The 18,589-nt window shown below is 57.2% G+C and carries 14 protein-coding genes; all 14 read right to left on the bottom strand.

The window, feature by feature from the left end; genetic code table 11:
* Positions 1-16: 16 nt before the first annotated feature.
* Positions 17-1,336, bottom strand: a complete 1,320-nt coding sequence (locus tag B0G52_RS13395; protein ID WP_198960642.1) for a zinc-binding metallopeptidase family protein — start codon at positions 1,334-1,336, stop codon at positions 17-19.
* Positions 1,333-1,962 carry a cysteine hydrolase family protein gene (locus B0G52_RS13390; protein WP_094045001.1) on the bottom strand — a complete coding sequence of 210 codons (630 nt, stop codon included), beginning with the start codon at positions 1,960-1,962 and terminating at the stop codon, positions 1,333-1,335. The genes B0G52_RS13395 and B0G52_RS13390 overlap by 4 nt, the downstream gene beginning before the upstream one ends.
* Before the next feature lie 104 nt (positions 1,963-2,066).
* Entirely contained in the window at positions 2,067-3,131 is a 1,065-nt protein-coding gene (locus B0G52_RS13385) for an LLM class flavin-dependent oxidoreductase (protein ID WP_094044999.1), read from the bottom strand.
* A gap of 44 nt (positions 3,132-3,175) precedes the next feature.
* Complete coding sequence (locus B0G52_RS13380; protein ID WP_094044997.1) at positions 3,176-4,330, bottom strand: ABC transporter substrate-binding protein; 1,155 nt, start codon at positions 4,328-4,330, stop codon at positions 3,176-3,178.
* A 71-nt stretch (positions 4,331-4,401) separates the two neighbouring features.
* Positions 4,402-5,259 (bottom strand): ABC transporter permease, encoded by an 858-nt coding sequence (locus B0G52_RS13375; RefSeq protein WP_158223700.1) that lies wholly within the window; start codon positions 5,257-5,259, stop codon positions 4,402-4,404.
* Position 5,260: 1 nt separating this feature from the next.
* On the bottom strand, positions 5,261-6,040 hold the full coding sequence (locus B0G52_RS13370; RefSeq protein ID WP_094044993.1) for an ABC transporter ATP-binding protein: 780 nt from the start codon (positions 6,038-6,040) through the stop codon (positions 5,261-5,263).
* Positions 6,041-6,769: 729 nt separating this feature from the next.
* Positions 6,770-9,229, bottom strand: a complete 2,460-nt coding sequence (locus B0G52_RS13360; RefSeq protein ID WP_233162650.1) for a right-handed parallel beta-helix repeat-containing protein — start codon at positions 9,227-9,229, stop codon at positions 6,770-6,772.
* Between the two features lie 124 nt (positions 9,230-9,353).
* Complete coding sequence (locus B0G52_RS13355) at positions 9,354-10,385, bottom strand: peptidyl-prolyl cis-trans isomerase (protein ID WP_158223699.1); 1,032 nt, start codon at positions 10,383-10,385, stop codon at positions 9,354-9,356.
* Between the two features lie 29 nt (positions 10,386-10,414).
* The gene (locus tag B0G52_RS13350) at positions 10,415-11,689 is read right to left on the bottom strand and encodes a Gfo/Idh/MocA family protein (RefSeq protein WP_094044985.1); all 1,275 of its coding nucleotides are present in this window, start codon (positions 11,687-11,689) and stop codon (positions 10,415-10,417) included.
* Between the two features lie 31 nt (positions 11,690-11,720).
* On the bottom strand, positions 11,721-12,611 hold the full coding sequence (locus B0G52_RS13345; RefSeq protein ID WP_094044983.1) for a carbohydrate ABC transporter permease: 891 nt from the start codon (positions 12,609-12,611) through the stop codon (positions 11,721-11,723).
* Positions 12,612-12,644: 33 nt separating this feature from the next.
* Positions 12,645-13,535 (bottom strand): ABC transporter permease, encoded by an 891-nt coding sequence (locus B0G52_RS13340; RefSeq protein WP_094044981.1) that lies wholly within the window; start codon positions 13,533-13,535, stop codon positions 12,645-12,647.
* A gap of 81 nt (positions 13,536-13,616) precedes the next feature.
* On the bottom strand, positions 13,617-15,371 hold the full coding sequence (locus tag B0G52_RS13335; protein WP_094044979.1) for an extracellular solute-binding protein: 1,755 nt from the start codon (positions 15,369-15,371) through the stop codon (positions 13,617-13,619).
* Between the two features lie 115 nt (positions 15,372-15,486).
* Complete coding sequence (locus tag B0G52_RS13330; RefSeq protein WP_094044977.1) at positions 15,487-16,839, bottom strand: response regulator transcription factor; 1,353 nt, start codon at positions 16,837-16,839, stop codon at positions 15,487-15,489.
* Positions 16,840-16,845: 6 nt separating this feature from the next.
* Positions 16,846-18,588 (bottom strand): sensor histidine kinase, encoded by a 1,743-nt coding sequence (locus B0G52_RS13325; RefSeq protein WP_094044975.1) that lies wholly within the window; start codon positions 18,586-18,588, stop codon positions 16,846-16,848.
* Position 18,589 lies beyond the last annotated feature (1 nt).

Raw genomic sequence — 18,589 nt, 5'->3', positions numbered from 1 at the left:
CGGGCAAAATGAAAGCTTATCCCTCCATATCGTTGCAGATCAGCCAAGCCGTCGTCGCGTAGATGACCGCCGCGTCCACCATGTCGTCCACCGTCGGGGCGAATCTTCTCGGCCCGTAGGTAACCGCCGGGATGTGATACATATTGAACACGTTATGATCGCGCCACATGCTCGAATAAATGTAGTGGCCCTGCGGCGTCTCGCCTTTGCCCGCCGACTCGCTGGAGCGGCTGATCGACCGCTTCAGACCCCCGACCCGCTCGGCGTCCGCCTCGAAGCCTTGACGGTAAACGACCGGCTCCACCTTGCCTTCGAAGCCCTCCTTCTCCATCAGCGCTTCCAACGAACGCTGCACGTCGGCGATCGATTGAACGGGAGTCAGCGTCGCTCCCAAGTACACCGAGCACACCTCGCTCCCCCCGCCCATCAGATGAGGGTCTCCGCCGCGAATGGCTCCGATCTGGGTTTTCGGCACCGCCGTCCCGCCGGGAGAATGGTAGATGTTGTTCTTCTCGAACTCGACGCACCACTTCTGCAGCGCTTCGATGAGCGGCGCCACCTTCACGAGCGCGCTCGGGTGCCTGCGCAGCTCCTCCGGATGCTCCAGCAACGGCGTGAAAACATCCTCTCCATAGATATTGATGCGGAAGTTCGCATGTCCGCACGACACCCAGGAAATTCCGAAATCCGTTCCTTCAGCCGCAATAGCGAAGTCCGGCGCCACACCTCCGTGCGTCATCATGAACTGCGCGCCGATTTCCTTGCCCAGAAACTGCGGGCCTTGGAATTCCTCCACGTGCTCCGGACCGATCTCCGCCGGACAGGCCGTCAGGTAGAGCGAGCCGGCCATTGGCAGGCCGGTTTGCTTCAGCGCCTTGGCCCCGATCAGGAAGCAGGCCATCGGCCCTCTGTCGTTCTCCACCGGCCTGCCGGAGAAGACGCCGTCCTTCAGGCTCGCCTGAAGCCATTCCGGCTTGTCGACCGATCCCGGACGGTACTTCAGCTTGTCGAGATCGTTATATTGGGGCGATTCGGTATCCAGATGGCTGGTGAACAGCAGATTCTTGCCCTGCGTCGGGTTCTGCCCGCCGTATTCGCCAATGACGTTAAAGCGGTCCGGAACCATTCCGACCTTCTTCGGGGAAAAAGCTTCCCGCTTCATCCAATCGTATACGAAGTCCCCGGCCTCTTTCTCGTAACCCGCCAGAGAGCGAATATTGCCCAATTCCAGAATCAGATCGATCAGTTCCTGCCTGTCGATCGCGGCGCGGATCCGGTCGGCGACGTCCCGGATTTCCGCTTCCGTCGCCTTGCCGCCGGGATGAATCGTAATCATGGCCTGACCTCCATTAAAGGCGCCCAGCTTCGGACAACCTGTTGTGTCGTAACGATCGTGGCAAAGTTAAGCGCCATCCCTTTCAATGAAGCCTCGTGAACGTCGGCCTCGTACGCCGTGCAGGCGTCGGATGCAACGAAACACTCGTAGTCCCGCATAAAAGCGTCCCTGACGGTAGATTCCACGCAGCATTCCGTCGTAACCCCCGCGACGAGCAGCTTGCGGATGCCGTTGCTCTTGAGCGCCAGCTCCAGATTTGTTCCGACGAAGCCGCTGTACCGCTGTTTCGCCACTTCGATGTCCCCCGGCAAAGGGGAGATCCGATAATACTCCGCCCCCGGGGTCGACTTCCTGCATATCGCCACGCCTTCGGGATCTTGCCCCTGCCGGACGTACCACTCCTTCATGGCGGGAGAATCGGTCTCCGACTCCGTGATCAGCGCGACGAAAATAATCGGAATCCCCGCCGCTCTTGCAGAGGCGATCAACTCCTCGATCCGGTCGACAGCGGGGTCGACCCCGGACAGGTCGGCTCCCCATTCCGCCGATTTGCCGTCGGCGGCGCAGAAGTCGTTCTGCACGTCCACCAGCACCAAGGCGATTCCCTCATTCGGTACCGTACGCATCTATCGCGCCTCCTTAGCCGCCTATTTTCGTCTTTCCAACGTTCTTCCGACATTCCTTCCAACGTCCATTCCAGCAACCTTCGGCGTTCCTGCGCGCTTCCCGCTTATCCCCGCAATCCAGGCAGCACGCGCTCCCCGAAGAACCGCATGTCGGCGTCGTAATCCGGGAACGTCAGCATCATGCCGTCGAGATTCGCGGTTTCGATGATCTCACGGATTTGAGCGGTAATGGCTTCCGCCGTGCCGGAGATCGGCTGCGACATCAGCGCCGTTCTCGCTCTCGCCGAGATCGAGGACTCGCTGCCGTCGACCGCCAGACCGTAGCTCTCCATCAGGCCCATGATCGCTTCGCGGTCCGCCCCTTCCTGATAAAGCTGGATTTTGGCGTTCGCCTCCTCCTCGGTTTCCCCCGGATAGATGCCGAACATGGCGTACGTCTTGATCGTCTTGTTGCGATCCTTGGCAATCTCCTTCGCTCTGGCGCTGACCTTGGCGATTTCCTGCACGTCCTTGCCTCCTACGAAGCAGGCGTCTCCTTCATCGATCGTGAAGCTCAGCCCCTTGTCGGACGCGCCTGCGCAGATGATCGACGGCCGCGGATTTTGCACCGGCTTCGGATTCGACATGCAGTCTTTCAATTGAAAATATTGTCCCTCGTGATTAACCCGATCCTCAGACCACAGCTTCTTGACGACCTGCATCCACTCCTTGGCGAGATCGTAGCGCGCGCCGTGATCGAGGTGCTCCGGCCACATGCCCATCTGGGAAAATTCCTTCGAGTAGGAGCCTGATACGACGTTCATGCCGACGCGTCCGTTGCTGATCTGATCCAGCGTCGCGAACATTTTCGCTGCGACTGCCGGGTGGTACAGCAGCGTATGGACGGTGGCGTACACCTTCACTTTTTTCGTCGCCTCAGCCAGTCCCGCCATCATCGTCATCGATTCCAGCGAGGTGCCCCAGTGGTTCGTGCGGCCGCCGTAGCCTCTCCACTTCGCCATCGACATAATGAAGTCCAGCCCCAGCTCTTCCGCGAGAATGGCCGCGCTGCGGTTCTGCTCGTAGCTGCCGTATATTTTCGGAGTCGTATCCGAGATGATCCAGCCTCCGTTCGTAATCGGAAGAAATACGCCAAAATCGATCTTGTTGTAATCCACGCTGCCGCTCATTGCATCATCACTCCATCTTCATTAATGTTGGGATCCATCGCGCGTCATTCGGGCCAGATCAGTTCCGCTCCCTCGTAGATCGCTTCGATGTACGAATTGTCCATGACTTTGTCGAGCGGAATCGGTCCCTTGATTACTTCCGCGTTCACCAGCATATCCATTTCCCGCTGCCATTGTTCGTCCGACTGCCAGGCGACGCCGTGCCCCTCATGCAGATTGTCCTGTACGAGCTCGCGCTCCACCGCCCAGCGATTCGTCTCCGATTCCAGGTCGTAGCCCGATGTCGAGCGGGCTTCCAGCACCTTCAACGTCTCCTCCGGATGCTCCAGCGCGTACTGATGCGCCTTGGACAGCGCCCGCAGGAAATCTTCGATTGCGGTCGGATGCTCGGCGGCGAACTGCGCGTTCACGGCGACGACGCCGAACGAGGTTTCCGCTCCGAAGTCGCCCGGATCGATCAGACGCGTCTTAATGCCCGCCTTCTCCATAATATAAGGTTCGTTCGTCTTATAGACGGTCAGGGCGTCCAGCTTCTTGCCGTCCAGAATGCGCGGATCGTAGCCGACCGACACCGCCTTGAACTGATCGCGGGTGACGCCTTCGGAGGCCAGCATCGTGGTGACCCAGGACGGAATCGCGCCCTTGTAGCCGAGCGTCTTGCCGATGAGATCCTTCGGAGTGTGGATGTCCGAATCCTCCAATACCATCAAAGCGTTCACGCCGACGGAACCGAACGTCGCCACCCCCTTGACCTCCGCTCCGCTGTCCACCGAGGTGATGACCAGACTCGGGTTGCCGGCGCTGGAAATCTGCGCTTGTCCGGCGGCCAGAAACTTCATGCCTTGCGAGTCGAGTCCGGGCTGCACGCGGACGCTGAGCCCCAACTGTTCGAAGTAGCCGAGCTCGTCGGCCATGACCGCCTGAACGTCGGGAGAAGAGGCTGCGAAATAGTACCCGGTCGAATACAGAATTTCCCCCGCGGCCTGATTCGCCGCTTTGCGCGCCTCCCAATCGATCCCGCCCGAAGCTCCGCCGGACTCGGCGGCCGACGGGCTCGCCGGCTCGGACGGCGACGGAGCCGCAGACGACGGGGCCGGACTGTTCGCCGGCTTGGCCTCTCCCCCTCCGCACCCCGCAAGCGCCATCGCAATCACCGTCAACATCGACATAGCCGCCATTCCTTTTTTTCTCGTCAGCATGGTCTCATTCTCCTATCTCGTCTCTGTTATGGGATCTTGCCGAATTGCCTTGGATTCGTTTCAGACGTTCCTTATCCCTCGCGAGTCTGGGTCGAGCTGTGCCAGTACAGCGCGCGCTGCTCCACGATGCGGATGACCGCCGTCAGCACAATGCCCATGGCCGCCAGCATGGCGATCGCCGCGAACATCTTCTCGATCTGCATGTAGTTGCTGAACACCATGACCAGATTGCCCAGCCCTTTGTCCGCGCCGCTCCATTCGGCGACGACCGCTCCGATGACGCTCAGGGTGATGCACGTTTTCGAGGCGGAAAACAAGTAAGGCAAGCTGTTGGGAAGACGAAGCTTAAAGAAGATTTCCGCTTTGCTGGCATGCAGGGAGCGCAAATATTCGTAGTTGTTCTGGTCGATCGAGCGGAAGCCTGTAATCGAGTTCACGAGCATCGGGAAAAAGGTGATGATGGCCGCGATGAGCATTTTCGGAAACGAGCCGAAGCCGAACCAGATGATCAGCAGCGGCGCAATGGCGACGATCGGGGTGACGTTGGCCAGAACTGCGATCGGCAGCAGCATCCGCTCCAATGCCGGGGAATGCGCCATGAGCACTCCGCCGATCAAGGCCAGCGCCGAGCCGATGACGAAGCCGACGATCGCCTCGTACAGCGTGACTCCGGCATGATCCAGATAAAACGAGAAATCGGAGAACAGCGCGTTCAGAATGCCGGATGGCGCAGGAAGCGTCAGCGGATTGATGCGGAATAGCCGCACGGCCAGCTCCCAGCCGCCGAACAGCAGCACGAAAGCCAATGCGGGATACCCGTAACCGCCAAGCCGCCTTGCCGCTCCAAGCGCCTTGTGCCATCCGATTCCCGTCTCCCGGATTCGGGATGAAGCCGCTGCGTTGTCGATTGCGTTTTGCTGTGTTGTCATTTCAATGCTCCCACCTTTCGCGTAATAACCCTTTGATGTGGTGCACGTACCGCAAGTACTCCTCCGTCTCTTCCAACTCATGGCGGCGAGGTCTCGGAAGCTCGATATCGACGATCTCGGTCACCCTGCCCGGCCTGCTTGACATGACCACCACTTTGTCCGATAGAAACACCGCCTCTCTGATGCTGTGCGTTACGAAAACGACCGTCTTCTTGTGCGAATCCCAGATTTCCATCAACTGATAGCGGATTCTCTCGCGGGTGATTTCGTCAAGCGCCGAGAACGGCTCATCCATCAGGAGGATCGGCGCTCCCGAGGCGAAAGCGCGGACAATGCCGACTCGCTGCTGCATTCCTCCGGACAGCTCCTTCGGATAAGCGTTCAGGAAGTCGCCTAAGCCCACCGAGTGGAGCAGTTCCTTCGCTTCCTCCGTCTGCTCCGGGGTCTGTCGGCCTCCCTTGCGATTCACTTCGAAGGGAAGTCTCATATTTTCCAGAATCGTTCGCCACGGGAACAAAGCGGGAGCTTGCGGCACGAATCCGAACCGTTTATGCGATTGCGCCTCGAGAGGGGCGACGCCCTCCACGAGCACTTCCCCTTCGTCGGCCGTCTCCAATCCGCCGATGATCCGCAGCAGCGTCGACTTGCCGCAGCCGCTCGGTCCGATCAGGCTGACGAACGTCCCTTCCTCCAGATGGATCGCGATGTCCCGCAGCGCTTCCGTCACCTGCCCCCGGCGCCGGAACTTCTTGGAAACCTGGTTTACGCTAATGTAGGTCATTGAGAACTCACCACTTTGCTTGTTTTGTTTTCGAGACATCGATGCGATGCGGTGCGAAGCGACTCGACGGCCGTTTTTAATCGAATAATTAATCGTTTTATTATTTAGTTAAACCTCTTGCCTATAAGCTATCACCGCGCGAATTACATGTCAATATAAATAACACAATGAGGAATATGTTTGGGATTTCATGACGAGAAGGAGATGGGGATAGTTGTTGTTTTGCAATGAAAGTGGTTTGGAGCAAGGCTTTAGAGCGATTCCTCACGCTATTGCGTCACTTATGTGTAATTATACATAACATTAATTGCATGACAGGAAAGCACACCATGGCCCTCTCCATCCATGTTAGCGGGGAACAAGCACGCGTCGCGGTTCTATCGGCGCGGACATGGGACGGCGGAGGACGATAAGCACGCGCGGCGGTTCTATCGGCGCGGAAATGGGTCGGCGGCGGAGGATAAGCACGCGCGGCGGTTCTATCGGCGCGGACATGGGTCGGCGGCGGAGGATAAGCACGCGCGGCGGTTCTATCCGCACGGACATGGGACGGCGGCGGAGGGAGCACGCACGGCGGTTCTATCGGCGCGGACATGGGGCGGCGGCGGAGGATAAGCACGCGTGACGGTTCTATCGGCACGGACACGCCAATGTAAAAAAACTCTCGGGAGCGTTCATAGAGAACGACTCCCAAGAGTTAACTTGCTTGTTAATGCCGCCGCGGCTCCGTCAATCCGACCAGACCCGAAGCTCGTTCAGCGCGATATTGCCCCATTGGCGATTGCCGTTGTTCACCTTCAGGCGGATCGCCCCGGCGGTGACCGGACTGAAGGCGATCTCCCTCTCCTCCACCGTGCTGTTGTTCAGCGACCAGGTGATCGGGACGTTCGACGCCGCCATCGTCCAGCTCGAGCCGTCGAAATATTCGACGTCGACGTTCGTAATGCCTTGCCCGATCCCGAAATGGGTGAACAGGCTGATTCTGCCCGTCGTGACGAAGCTGCCGCCGAAATCAAGCGAGATATACTGAGGGAACGCAATGGACGTCGAACTGGCCCACGACGTGGAAGTTTTGCCGTCGCTGATCGTGGAGATCGCGCCGGCGCTGCCCGTCGGGAACGTCGTGCCGGCCGTTGCGCCAAGCGCGGCATTGACCGGCGCGGCGATCGGCGACTTGAACAGCTCCAGCTCGTTCACCGCGATATTGCCCCATTGGCGGTTGCCGTTGTTTACTTTCAGCCTGAGCTTGGAGAACGTCGTCTCCGCGAAGCCGACCGACTTGATCTCGTCGTCGCTCGTGTTGGAGCTCCAGCTCAGCGCTATGTTGGTCTGCACAGGCACCCACGACGATCCGTCGAATACCTCCAGATCGAAGTTCGTAATGCCCTGCCCTTGACCGAACCTTGTGTTCAGTCTCAACGTATCGGCCGTCACCGCTTCAGCCCCAAAGTCGAGCGTAATGTAGTTCGGGAACGTCGGCGATTGGTTGCTGGACCAGGCGTACTCGTAGAAACGGTCGTTGATGTTGGCGATAACAGCCGTCGTTGCGTTCAACGACGCGAACGTCGTGCTGACCGAAGCGCGCGGAGCGAGATTGCCTGCCGGCGATTGCGGAATCCGCGGATACGGAACCGCCGCTTTGTTGGTAGCAGGCGGCACAACGCCCTCGTATTCGTGAGCGCCGATGTCGGGATCCCCGTTGTACAGCGCGTTGCCATAATAGTCTCGGCCTCCGTGATCCGCGATGGGGATGCCCGCTCCAATCAGCGGAGAGCCCGCTTGCAGCTTGTAGCCGTCCACTGTGTTCATGCCGACGCCTCCGCTTCCGGGGCTCACGAAGTTCGGATTGGCCGTGACCTTGTGCGGATCGGAGGCGACCAGCGTCTTCCCGCCGAAATACGCATTGTAATCGAACATCTGGCCGGTCAGGTTCCAGCCCTTGTCCCCGACGCTGTAGTAAGCGTTGTTGTAGTTGCGGATGTTCGTCGGAGCGCCCGAAGCTTTAGTAAAATAGTCGCTCATGACCGGATTGCCCGATGCGGCTCCGACATAGACGGTATTATTGTGGTTCGTGACATTTCTGATCGAGCCGCTGTACCGGAAAATGCTCTTCTTGTCGTTCTGGCTGACGTTGTAGCGCACGACCGTATCGACCGTGTAGTACGTGTCGTTTACGTACAGCATGAAGCCTCCGGCGTTATTATGGCTGTAATTGTACTGGACGATAGAGCCGATGTTGCCTGCATCCACGTCGAATCCATGCCCGTCCTCTTCACCGTTGACGGTCTCGAAGGACTCGTTGAACTGCACGAGATTGTTGTCCGCGTAAGCCCACCAGATCGCCGCGTTGGTGGCCAAATAGGTCGCTTGCTGAACCGTGTTGCGCTCGACAACAGCTCCGTCGGTCACGTTCCAGGCAATACCGCCCGTAGCCGCCCTGATCACGGTATTGTTGGAAATGACCACGTCGGTGGACGGCGTCCACGGCCCGTAAGGCTTCGGCACCCAAGGCCATAGATCGCTCATCCCGTAGCGCAGAATGCAGTTGGACCCGATATAAATCCCGTAAGCGTCGACATCGGTCAGGACGTTGCCGTCGATCAAAATGCCGCGAAAAGCACTTGGCGTAACCGATCCGACCGAATCGAAAATAATGCCTCCCGAGCGCGTCGTGTACGCGCCGTCCACATCGTGAATGTTCAGATTTTTCAGTTGAATGTGGTTCAAAATGCCGGCCTCTTCGTTCAGGACGTAGACGCCCCTGCGCTGTCCCCGCGGGTTTTGCCAATTGCGGTCGAATGGCAGCGTCGATCGATTCGTAATCTCCAGGTTGTTGATTTCCCAATACTGCTGGTTTTTCAGATATACGGCTTCCAGTTCCGACGTGACCCCCGCGATTAGAGGCTTGCTGCCGGAGCCGTACATATCGATCACGATCGGACTCCCGTCCGCTCCCGAGCCTTTGGGCCACAGCCTGCCATTCCAAATCCCGTCCGCCTTGAACAAAATTCGGTCTCCGGGACTGAACGTCGTGGCATTCACTTTGTCCAGCGACTGCCACGCCGCTCCCGGGCTCATGCCGTCATTGCTGTCATTGCCGCCGACGTTGTCGACGTAATAGGCGACTCCCGACGCCTCCGCCTCCGTCGGCGCTATACCGACGAGGCTGCAAACCATGCTTGCAACCACCACTAATGCCCCCAATCTTCTGCGAAACCCTCTGATCAAGCGATCATCCCTCTCCATTGATATATGTAATCCTTCAGCCGGGCCCTTGGCCGAAGCGCTTACATCAAGCGATGCAGGAACTCTCTTACTTCCACGAGGTTTTGTATTTCGCTTCATCTATTCTGATCTCGGCGGCGGATATCCGATCCCGGACGTATTCCGCATACCTGTAATCCGCATAATCCTTCAACACCTGATCCTTGATCTCCGCAAAATCCGCAAACTCGGAGCCTTCCCTCCGCTCATCCAGACGTTGGAGCAAATAGAAGCGCCCGTTCTCTTCGATGACGCCGCTGGTTTCACCCGGAGCCAGATGCTGCGCAATCTGCGCGACGGGACTCCGCAAATTCATTCTGACATTGCCCTCATTGACGGTTCGCTCCTCCAGCCGGATCTCAACGCCCAACCTATCCGCGATTTCCGCAAACCCGGTTCCGGCAGCGGCCAGAGCCGTCGCTTCGTCCATTCGCTCTCGCGCCTGACGCTTAAGCGTCTCGTCCGCCTCCTGATTCGAGTCCAGAAAAGCTGCGGACAGTTGGTTAACCTTCACCGACCCGCGCGACGCATAGAGCTCCGATTTATTCAACTCATAGAATTGCCGCAGCTCCCGCTCGTCCGGCTTCCATTCCTGCTCCAGCAGCCGGCTCTTGACGTCTCGGATCGCATTGCTCATCACATATTCCAAATAGGCCGTTTCCTCATAACGAACAGGGCCATACACGACCCGTCCTTCGGCGGCAGCCTCCTGTCTTCTTCGGTTTTCCGACTCCAGCTCCCGCAGGAAACCCGAATAACCGATGTCCGATAGAATGCCTTGCTCCTGCGCAATCATCTGCTCGACTTTGAGCTTCACGACGGTCTCCAACGCCAGCTTGCGGACGGACTCGGAAGGGGTTACCCCTCCATAGGCCGTCGTCCAGAACGCCGCCGTCTGTTCGGCGCCGTATGTCACGTAGTACTCGTCCACGACGCGAGACTTGTTGGCCCGCAGAGCGCGCTCGAACTCGCCCTTATGAACGGGCGTTTCGTCTACCCACGCCACAATTTCCTCCTCATTTGACGGCCGATCCCAGGCGTGAGCCGCCGCCATCACAATGCCGGTCGTCGCAATCAGCACGGCAATTCCTCCCCATAACGGCCGACGAGTCAGCCAACGGAGCATGACCGCAGCCCTCGTACGAACTCCGCCAACTCCAACGTCTCGCCGACTGCCCGGGACTGTTCCGCCGCGAACGCGATCATATGACTTTGCACCGAATGCTCGGCCGACGTTAAACCTTGCTGCCCGTCGTCCGCTCGCACCAGCCGCAGGAAATCGCGCATCAGCCCCCAGTCGCCGCCGCCATGACCGACATGACCGCCGCGATCCTCGAAGGCGATCCGCTCCGTTTTGCCGCTGCCGAAATGCAAAATTTCGATCTCGTTTTTCTCCATCGCTCCGCGAATTTCCCCCTTCGTCCCCATCAGCTTGATCGTACGGCTAATCTCTCTCGTAAATGCGCTCATCGTGAACGCAACCGTAACGGCATTGTCGAACTCAAGATTCACGACCTGATGGTCGACGACGTCGTTATCGCAGCGATAGACGCAGCGGCCGTAGGGACCTTCCCGCAATGCCTTGTATCGAGCTTCATAACCAACATCGTCGCTGATCGCCGAGGTCGGCCAGTCCGTATTGTCCGTCAAGTACAGCCTAGGCGCGTAATAGAGGCACTCGTCGGAGGCCGGACAGCCGTCCAGACATCGCAGCGGCGCCCCCTCCGGCGCATTCTCGGCCGTAAAATGAGCCAGCGAGCCGAAGGAGGATACCCGCACACAATCCGAGCCGGCCAGCCACAGCAGAATGTCCAGGTCGTGGCAGCTCTTGGCCAGAATCATCGGACTGGACTCATCCTTGCGCCGCCAGTTGCCGCGCACGAAGCTGTGCGCCTGGTGCCAGTACCCGACGTTCTCGTTATGCGTAATGGACATCAACTTCCCGATCGAACCCTGATCAAGCAGCCCTTTAATCGTGGAGAAAAAGTTCGTGTACCGCAGCACATGACAGATGGAGAATACACGGTTCATTCGAGCGGCCATGTCGCCCATTGCGAGGCATTCCTCGGGACTGGACGACATCGGCTTCTCCAGCAGCACGTGATAACCCGCCTCAAGCGCCCTCATCGTTGGCTCGAAATGCTGCCGATCCTGCGTGCAGATCATGACGGCGTCGGCCAGCTTCGGTCCGGAAAACAGCTCGTCCCAGTGCGCGAAGGCCCGATCCTCCGGCAGCCCGTGACGCTCCCGAAACGCCTCTCTTCGCGCGGCCGTCGGCTCCGCCACCGCCGTAATCTGCACCTCGTACGGGTTTTGCAGCGCATACTCCGCATAGTTATAGCCCCGTTGTCCCGCTCCGATCAAAGCGACCGTTATTTTCTTCATCGCCGCGCCCCTCCCCATTGCAGACCATCCATTATTCTTTAACGCTGCCGACCGTCATGCCGCGAACGAAGTACTTCTGCAGGAACGGGTAGACGAGCATAATCGGCAGCGCCCCCATAAAGATTTGCGCCGTTCGCAGCGTCTTCTCGCTGAGATTTTCGAGCACCTTAAGCTGTTCTACGGACACCGAGGTCATCATGGAATTCATGGACATAATCAGCGTCGACAAGTACGTCTGCAGAGGGTACTTATCCGGCGAGTTCAAGTAGAGAATCCCGTCGAACCAGGCGTTCCAGTGCCCGACGATCGTGAACAAGCCGATCGTCGCGATCGAAGGCAGCGATACGGGAAGGAAAACCTTCCACAGAATGGTCCAATGTCCCGCGCCGTCGATCGTCGCCGCTTCCTCCAGCTCCTTCGGAATCGAGCGGAAGAAGTTCAGCATCAGGATGACGTTCCATACGCTCAGCGCGCCCGGCAGGATCAGCGCCCAGATCGAATCGATCAGCCCGGTTTTGACAACGACGATATAGGTCGGAATCAGTCCCCCGCCGAAGAACATCGTGACGGCAAAAAACCAAACGTACACCGTCCTGGAGCCGAACTGCTCGTTCGATTTGGCCAGAGGATAAGCGGTCAGAAACACCAGCAGCATGTTGACGATCGTCCCGAGAACGACCCGTTCCAGGGACACCCGCAACGAACGGAAGAACTCGACCTTTTCACCCAAATAGATATAAGCGTCCCAAGAAAAGCCGACCGGCCACAGCTTAACCTCTCCCGCCATTGCGGCCGTATTCGAGCTCAAGGAAATCGACAGCAAGTGCAGGAACGGAACGATGCCGAGCAGGGTGACTCCGGTTAAAAACAACGCGTTGGATACGTTAAACAGCTTTCTGCTCAATGAGACACGGCTTCGCATAACCGACTCACCTCCATTCAAGTAAGCATTCCTCTAAAAGATGCGGTAGTTGTTGTATTTGTAGGCTGCATAGTAAGTTGCCGATACTAACGCAAGCGAGATAACCGATTTGAACAGACCGACAGCCGCGGCAGGACCGAATTGCTGGCTGAAAATACCCAAACGATAAACGAATGTATCGATAATGTCCGAGCCTTCGTAGACGGTCGGATTATACATAATCAAGATTTGTTCGAAACCGGCGTTCAGCACGCCGCCGAGTCCCAGGACGGAAAGCACGATCACAATCGGCGCTATGCCGGGCAGCGTGATATGGATCATCTGCTTCCACTTGCCCGCGCCGTCCACTTCGGCCGCCTCGTACAGCGTAGCGTTAATGCCGGTAATGGCGGCGAGCATGATGATCATGTTGTAGCCCATGCCCTTCCACACGTCCGAACCGATAATAATCGTCCTGAACCAACTGTTGTCGAGCATAAACATAATCGGCTCCAGTCCGAAAGACGACACCAGCGCGTTAACCGGGCCGTTTAAGGAAAACAGCTCGATGACGATGCCGCCAAGCACGGTCCATGACAGGAAGAACGGCAGGAAAATCGCAGACTGCACAAACCGCGAAAACCAACTCTTCGTTACCTCGTTAAGCAGCAAAGCCAAAATTAACGGAACAAGCAGGAACAGCACCATTTTGCAGACGGCAATCAGCACCGTGTTCCACAGCACTTGATTAAAGTCCGGCAGCTGAAACACGTATTTGAAGTTGTCGAGGCCGATAAAATCCGATTTGAAGAAACCGGACAGCGGCTCGAATTCCTGGAAAGCCATAACCAGCCCCGCCATCGGACCGTAAGCGTAGATTAACGTAAACACGACGCCCGGCAGCAGCATGACGTGCAACGGATAATTCTTTTTCAGTTTTTTCAAGGATGCCCCTCCGTTCTCCCCTACTGAAAAGCGGGAGGTTCGGTCGATTGCCCGACTTCGCCTCCCGCCTCCTCGTACCGCTTATTTCACGGCTTGCGTATCGTACCACGCGTTGACTTCTTCAATAATCTTGTCGCCGCCCAGCGACTTCCAACTGGAGACGAATTTGTCGAATTCATCGAGCGATGCGCCCATAATAATCTTGGTGAACGATTCCTGCATCAGCTTGTCGAGCTGACCGCCCTTGCTGACGATCGTCTCCGTAGGCAGGCCGTAGAATTCGTTGTTGACGAACGCATTGCTTTCCTTAACCTTCTTCGTTGTGCCCCAGCCTCCGTCTTTGGCGGCGCGGCTGTAATACTGCCCCCAACTGATGCCCAACGATTGACGGGATGTATCCTTGGCCAAGTATTCCTTCGTCGCTCTGAACACGGAGTCGACGTTGCTGAAGTTCTCGTCTTCCAGCGTAATCTCGGTTTGACCCGCATCCAGCGCCTTGTTGACTTCGGTATAGATGTTGTCGATATCGGCCGGATTATAAATCCGCGGATTGAACCAGTTGTAGACGTAACCTTTTGCCGCCTTCTCGTCGTCCTTGTACTTCTTGTAGCCCATCTCGATGTAGAAGTTCAGCATTTTGATCGCTGCTTCAGGGTGCTTCATGTTTTTGCTCACCGCGAACACTTTGCCGGCGCGAAGCTTCGGCACTAGCGATTTGCCCGGTCCGTCCAGGCCCGGAATTTGCAGCGCGATCCATTCCGCCTTCGGATCTTTATCCACGTGGGAGTTAAGCGGCCAGTTCGGGTACCACCATTCTCCGTAGGAGATGCCCACCTTGCCTGCAACGATATCCTCGACAACTTTGTTTTCGTCCTTAAGCGCAAACTCCTTGTTGATGATGCCGCGCTGATACCAGGATTGCAGCATCGCCAGCCCGTCCTTCATTTCCGGCTGAATCAGACCGGGAACCAGCTTGCCGTCGCCGCCCTTGATCCAGGCCGACTGCTTGTCGCCAACGGACGGATACGCTCCGAATCCGTTGAAGAAGCCTCTAAGATCGAAGCCCCAGAAAAACAACTCTTTCTGGAGAGACACGCCATACGTGTCATTCTGGCCGTTGCGATCCGGGTCCTGCGTAACGAAGGCTTCGGCAACCTTGTCCAGCTCCGCCATCGTCGTCGGAGGCTGCAAGCCCAGCGTGTCGAGCCAGTCTTTGCGAATCCACAAAATCTGCGTAGACAGGAACGGGTCCTCGAATGCCGGAATCGCAAGCTGCTTGCCGTCGACGCTGAACGTCTTCATCGCGAAGCCGCCGTCCGACTCCATATACTTCCGGAGATCCGGGGAAGCGTATTGCTCGTAAGCTTCCGTCAAATCCCCCAGCATGTTTTGATTTTTCAGCTTCTCGAAGTTTTTCTGGTCAAGCTCCATAATGTCCGGCAAGTCGCCCGACGCGAGCGCCAGCGAGAACTTCTGCTCGTATTGGCTGTTCGGCACCATCCACTTGAACTTGACTTCGATGTTCGTCATTTCTTTCAAGTCTTTCAGGTAAGCGTTCTGATCGGGCGTCATCCCTGACGGCGTTCTTGGATCCTCGGGCGGATTGTAACCGATGACCTCGGTCACCGTCACCGTCTCCGGATATTTGCCGAGCGGGTCCGGCTTTTCGGCTTCGGCGCTCTCTCCGCCGTCTTCCGAAGAGGCCGAAGGAGATACGGACGCCGACGGAGATGGGGACGAGCCTTCTTTGTTCCCTTCTTTGCTCGAACATGCCGCCATCAACGAAAGTACGAGAGAGAACGAGAGGATCAGATTCCAGGATCTACGCCATTTCATGTGCAAGCTTCCCCCTATATGATCGTTTGCCAGTCTTAGGAGCTCCATGAATTCATTATAGGCGCGGCGGGAAAACGCTCGCAATTTCGAATCGTTTACAATCGTTTCGTATTTTTTACCTATGCGAATTTCGATACTGCATCGGCGACATTCCGGTCATTTTCTTGAAAAAGGTCGTGAAGTAGGAGTTGGAGTCGAAGCCCGTGCGGACGGCAATGTCATTTAGTTTCAGCGAAGTGTGGAGCATCAGGTCGATGGCTGCGTTTAATCGGGTCGATTGGATGAAATCGAGCAGATTGCGGCCCGTCGCCTGCTTGTAATAACGGGACAGATAAGACGGGTTAAAATGCACCTCGCCCGCGATCGTCGTCAGCGACAAGTCTCCGCTCAGATTGTCCTGCACGTACTTGTGAATCTGCTCGATCAGCCAGCGCTTCTGCTCCTCTTGCTCCTTGTCCTCTCCCATGCCGGCGCTCCAAGCCGGCGCTTCGGCTTTGCCGAAATCGACAATGGCCAGCGCATGCCCGAACCGGGCTCTGTCGCGAATTCCGGACAGCATCGCCTCCAGCTTCGGATGCACCGCCTCCCAGCCGTCCGCCACGTTGCCGGAGATGCCGAAGGATACGGTTGCTTCCAATGCCGCTTCGCATTCGTTCTGCACCTGCTCCAGAATGCCCTTCACATATGCGACGACCCCCTCTTCGACTGCCTTCTCGTCTTTAACGTCCGCGTCAGCTCCGCCGAACCTGGCCGACAATTCCGCGTCCGGCTGCAGCAGCCACACCGGCGCTTCCTCCTCGTGAATCGTCTGCTCGCAGGCCAAGGAGGAGGGCAGCAGCTGTTCGAAAATACGCTGCACTGCTTGCAGCTTCTTGCGCTTCGGAGGCTCGGCTCGTTCCACCCACCCGGTCACCAGATAAGCGGGACGATCGGCGGATACGGCAAAATTCAGATCGGCATAGCGCTCGCTCGACGTCAGCTCCGTCAGCGGTCTGCCGCTCAGCAGCTCCGCCATCATCTCCATCTTCAAGTACGGCTCCGCCAGATGCAGATGAAGCTGCGCCCTCTCGCTCTCCAACCGCCGCCGGTTCTCTTCCTCCAGCTTCCGGATCGCCTGCTTCACCGCCTCGAAGATCGGGTCCATTCCTTCCGTCTTCAGAATGTAGCTGTCGACGTTTTTGCGAAGCGCCTCATACACGTATTCGAATTCGCTGTAGCCGGTCAGGAAGATGATCCGGCACGCCGGCCAATAATAGACGATCTCGTCGACGAGCTGCAGACCGGTCTTGCGGGGCATGCGAATGTCGCTGACCAGAATGTCCAGCTTCGTCCTCTTCGCGATCTCCAGCGCTTCCGCGGAAGAATAGGCCTTGCATATATCCAGCTCGAACTCGGCGTTGTTCTGGAACAATTGGATTAATCCGTTGACGATAATCGGCTCGTCATCTACGATAAGCATCCGGTACATGAGCGATCAGTCCCCTTTCTTTGTCAAATCCACGACCATCTCGACCTTGAGTCCTCCGTATGCGCTTCGGGATAAGAACAAGCCGCTGCGCGCGCCGTATTTTAACGCCAGACGGTTATGGACGTTGATCAGTCCGGTCGTTTCGTCCTTCCTGGACTTCCACGACAGTCCCTCCCGCAGCTGCTCCAGACGGGCGTCCGTCAGCAGCAGGCCGTTATCCTCCACGACGATTCGCACGCGTCCGTCTTCATGCGCGACGCCGATATACACCATCCCGTCTTCCGCTCCGTCTTCGAAGGCGTGGTCGAATACGTTCTCGACGATCGGCTGGATGATCAGCCTGGGGACGTGAACGCCTTGCAGCGAATCCGGAATTTCGTCATAGACGTAAGAGATGCGGTTGGAGAAGCGGATACATTGAATTTCGCAGTAATCGAGCGCATGCTTGTACTCTTTCTCCAGCAGCACTTCGTCCGAGCCGCTTCTCGTGATGTATTGGTAATAGCTTCCGAGCCGTTGGGACAGCTCGGCTGCGCTCTCGGAGTCGTCGACCTTGCACAGCATGTAGATGTTGAAGAAGCTGTTGTAGAGAAAGTGAGGATTGATCTGCGATTGGAGCTGCTTCAGCTCCGAGCGCTGCAATGCGATCTTCTTCTCGTAGTTGTCCTTGATCGAACGCTGGAGACGGGTCACCATCCGGTTGAAGCTCTGAAACAGATAATGGAATTCGTCCTTCGTCTTGGATTCGATGACCAGGTCCAGATTGTCCGTCTCGATCATGCGGAACGCTTTGACGAGGTTGGACAACGGCCTGTGGATCATGACGTGGATCGAGAAGGAATACAGCACCAAAATGAGGACGACGATGCCGAACAAAATGTAGAACGACAAATTGAATTGACTCAGCGGACGGGTCAACTCGTTCTGGTTCACGTACATCGTCAGAGACAGCTTGAGCGAGCTGACCGGCTGATGCGCCACGAAGTACCGGGTGCCGTCCACATTTCGCGATTCGGGACTGTTGTCGCCGGTGACCGCCTCGTCGTCCCGTATGAGAAGCGACTCCCGTTTGGAGGATTTGTCGTCCTGCGCAGTGGACAGTACGCTGCCCAGCTCCGGACTTCCCAAGAACACTTCGGATTCCCGGTACAGGGAAACGATCTGGCGCAGCTCCTCTGCCAGCTTCGCTTTGGAAATTTCGATGTAGGACCAGATCTCCGCGTTGTTCTCCGTTTCGATGAAGAAGAGCCGGTCTCCCGCCTGATAGAACGACGGCTTGGGCGTTTGCTTCAGCAGTAAGGAGACCAGCTCGTATTCCGGATTGGGAATGTCCGTCACGCCGCTCGCGCCGGAAATGGTTTTGCCGATGGAAGCGACATAGACGCCGGCGTTGACGACGTATTCGCTCCTGTCTGCCACCGGCATCAGGCCGGTTCTCACCTGCTCGATCAGTTCAACCTCCTCGTACTTCTCCAGCTTCCCTCCGCGGAAGCTAAGCTTCTGCAGCTCCTGCTCGTTAAGCAAGCGCAATTGCTGGTTGCGAATGAAGTACATCTCCTTGTCCAATTGCTCGGCATAGAAGGAAGCGCTTGCAGCCGCGGAATCCAAAATCGTATTTTTCGAGAAAGACATTCCCCGGTAATTAACCCATATATTCAGGATGATAAGAGGCACGAGAAACACGATAAATATCATGACGATTTTCTGGTAAACATACCATTTGGCCTTGCCGTTCACCCGCAGTTTCATA

Source organism: Cohnella sp. SGD-V74 (assembly GCF_003001675.1).
GTDB lineage: Bacteria > Bacillota > Bacilli > Paenibacillales > Paenibacillaceae > Cohnella.
The sequence above is the reverse complement of the archived record's forward strand: the minus strand, read 5'-3'. Positions and strand labels throughout refer to the sequence as shown.

Bases quoted from the DNA above. Each gene is read 5' to 3' on its own strand.
- B0G52_RS13395 (WP_198960642.1), bottom strand. From the start codon at position 1,336: ATGATTACGATTCATCCCGGCGGCAAGGCGACGGAAGCGGAAATCCGG.
- B0G52_RS13390 (WP_094045001.1), bottom strand. From the start codon at position 1,962: ATGCGTACGGTACCGAATGAGGGAATCGCCTTGGTGCTGGTGGACGTG.
- B0G52_RS13385 (WP_094044999.1), bottom strand. From the start codon at position 3,131: ATGAGCGGCAGCGTGGATTACAACAAGATCGATTTTGGCGTATTTCTT.
- B0G52_RS13380 (WP_094044997.1), bottom strand. From the start codon at position 4,330: ATGCTGACGAGAAAAAAAGGAATGGCGGCTATGTCGATGTTGACGGTG.
- B0G52_RS13375 (WP_158223700.1), bottom strand. From the start codon at position 5,259: ATGACAACACAGCAAAACGCAATCGACAACGCAGCGGCTTCATCCCGA.
- B0G52_RS13370 (WP_094044993.1), bottom strand. From the start codon at position 6,040: ATGACCTACATTAGCGTAAACCAGGTTTCCAAGAAGTTCCGGCGCCGG.
- B0G52_RS13350 (WP_094044985.1), bottom strand. From the start codon at position 11,689: ATGAAGAAAATAACGGTCGCTTTGATCGGAGCGGGACAACGGGGCTAT.
- B0G52_RS13345 (WP_094044983.1), bottom strand. From the start codon at position 12,611: ATGCGAAGCCGTGTCTCATTGAGCAGAAAGCTGTTTAACGTATCCAAC.
- B0G52_RS13335 (WP_094044979.1), bottom strand. From the start codon at position 15,371: ATGAAATGGCGTAGATCCTGGAATCTGATCCTCTCGTTCTCTCTCGTA.
- B0G52_RS13330 (WP_094044977.1), bottom strand. From the start codon at position 16,839: ATGTACCGGATGCTTATCGTAGATGACGAGCCGATTATCGTCAACGGA.
- B0G52_RS13325 (WP_094044975.1), bottom strand. From the start codon at position 18,588: ATGAAACTGCGGGTGAACGGCAAGGCCAAATGGTATGTTTACCAGAAA.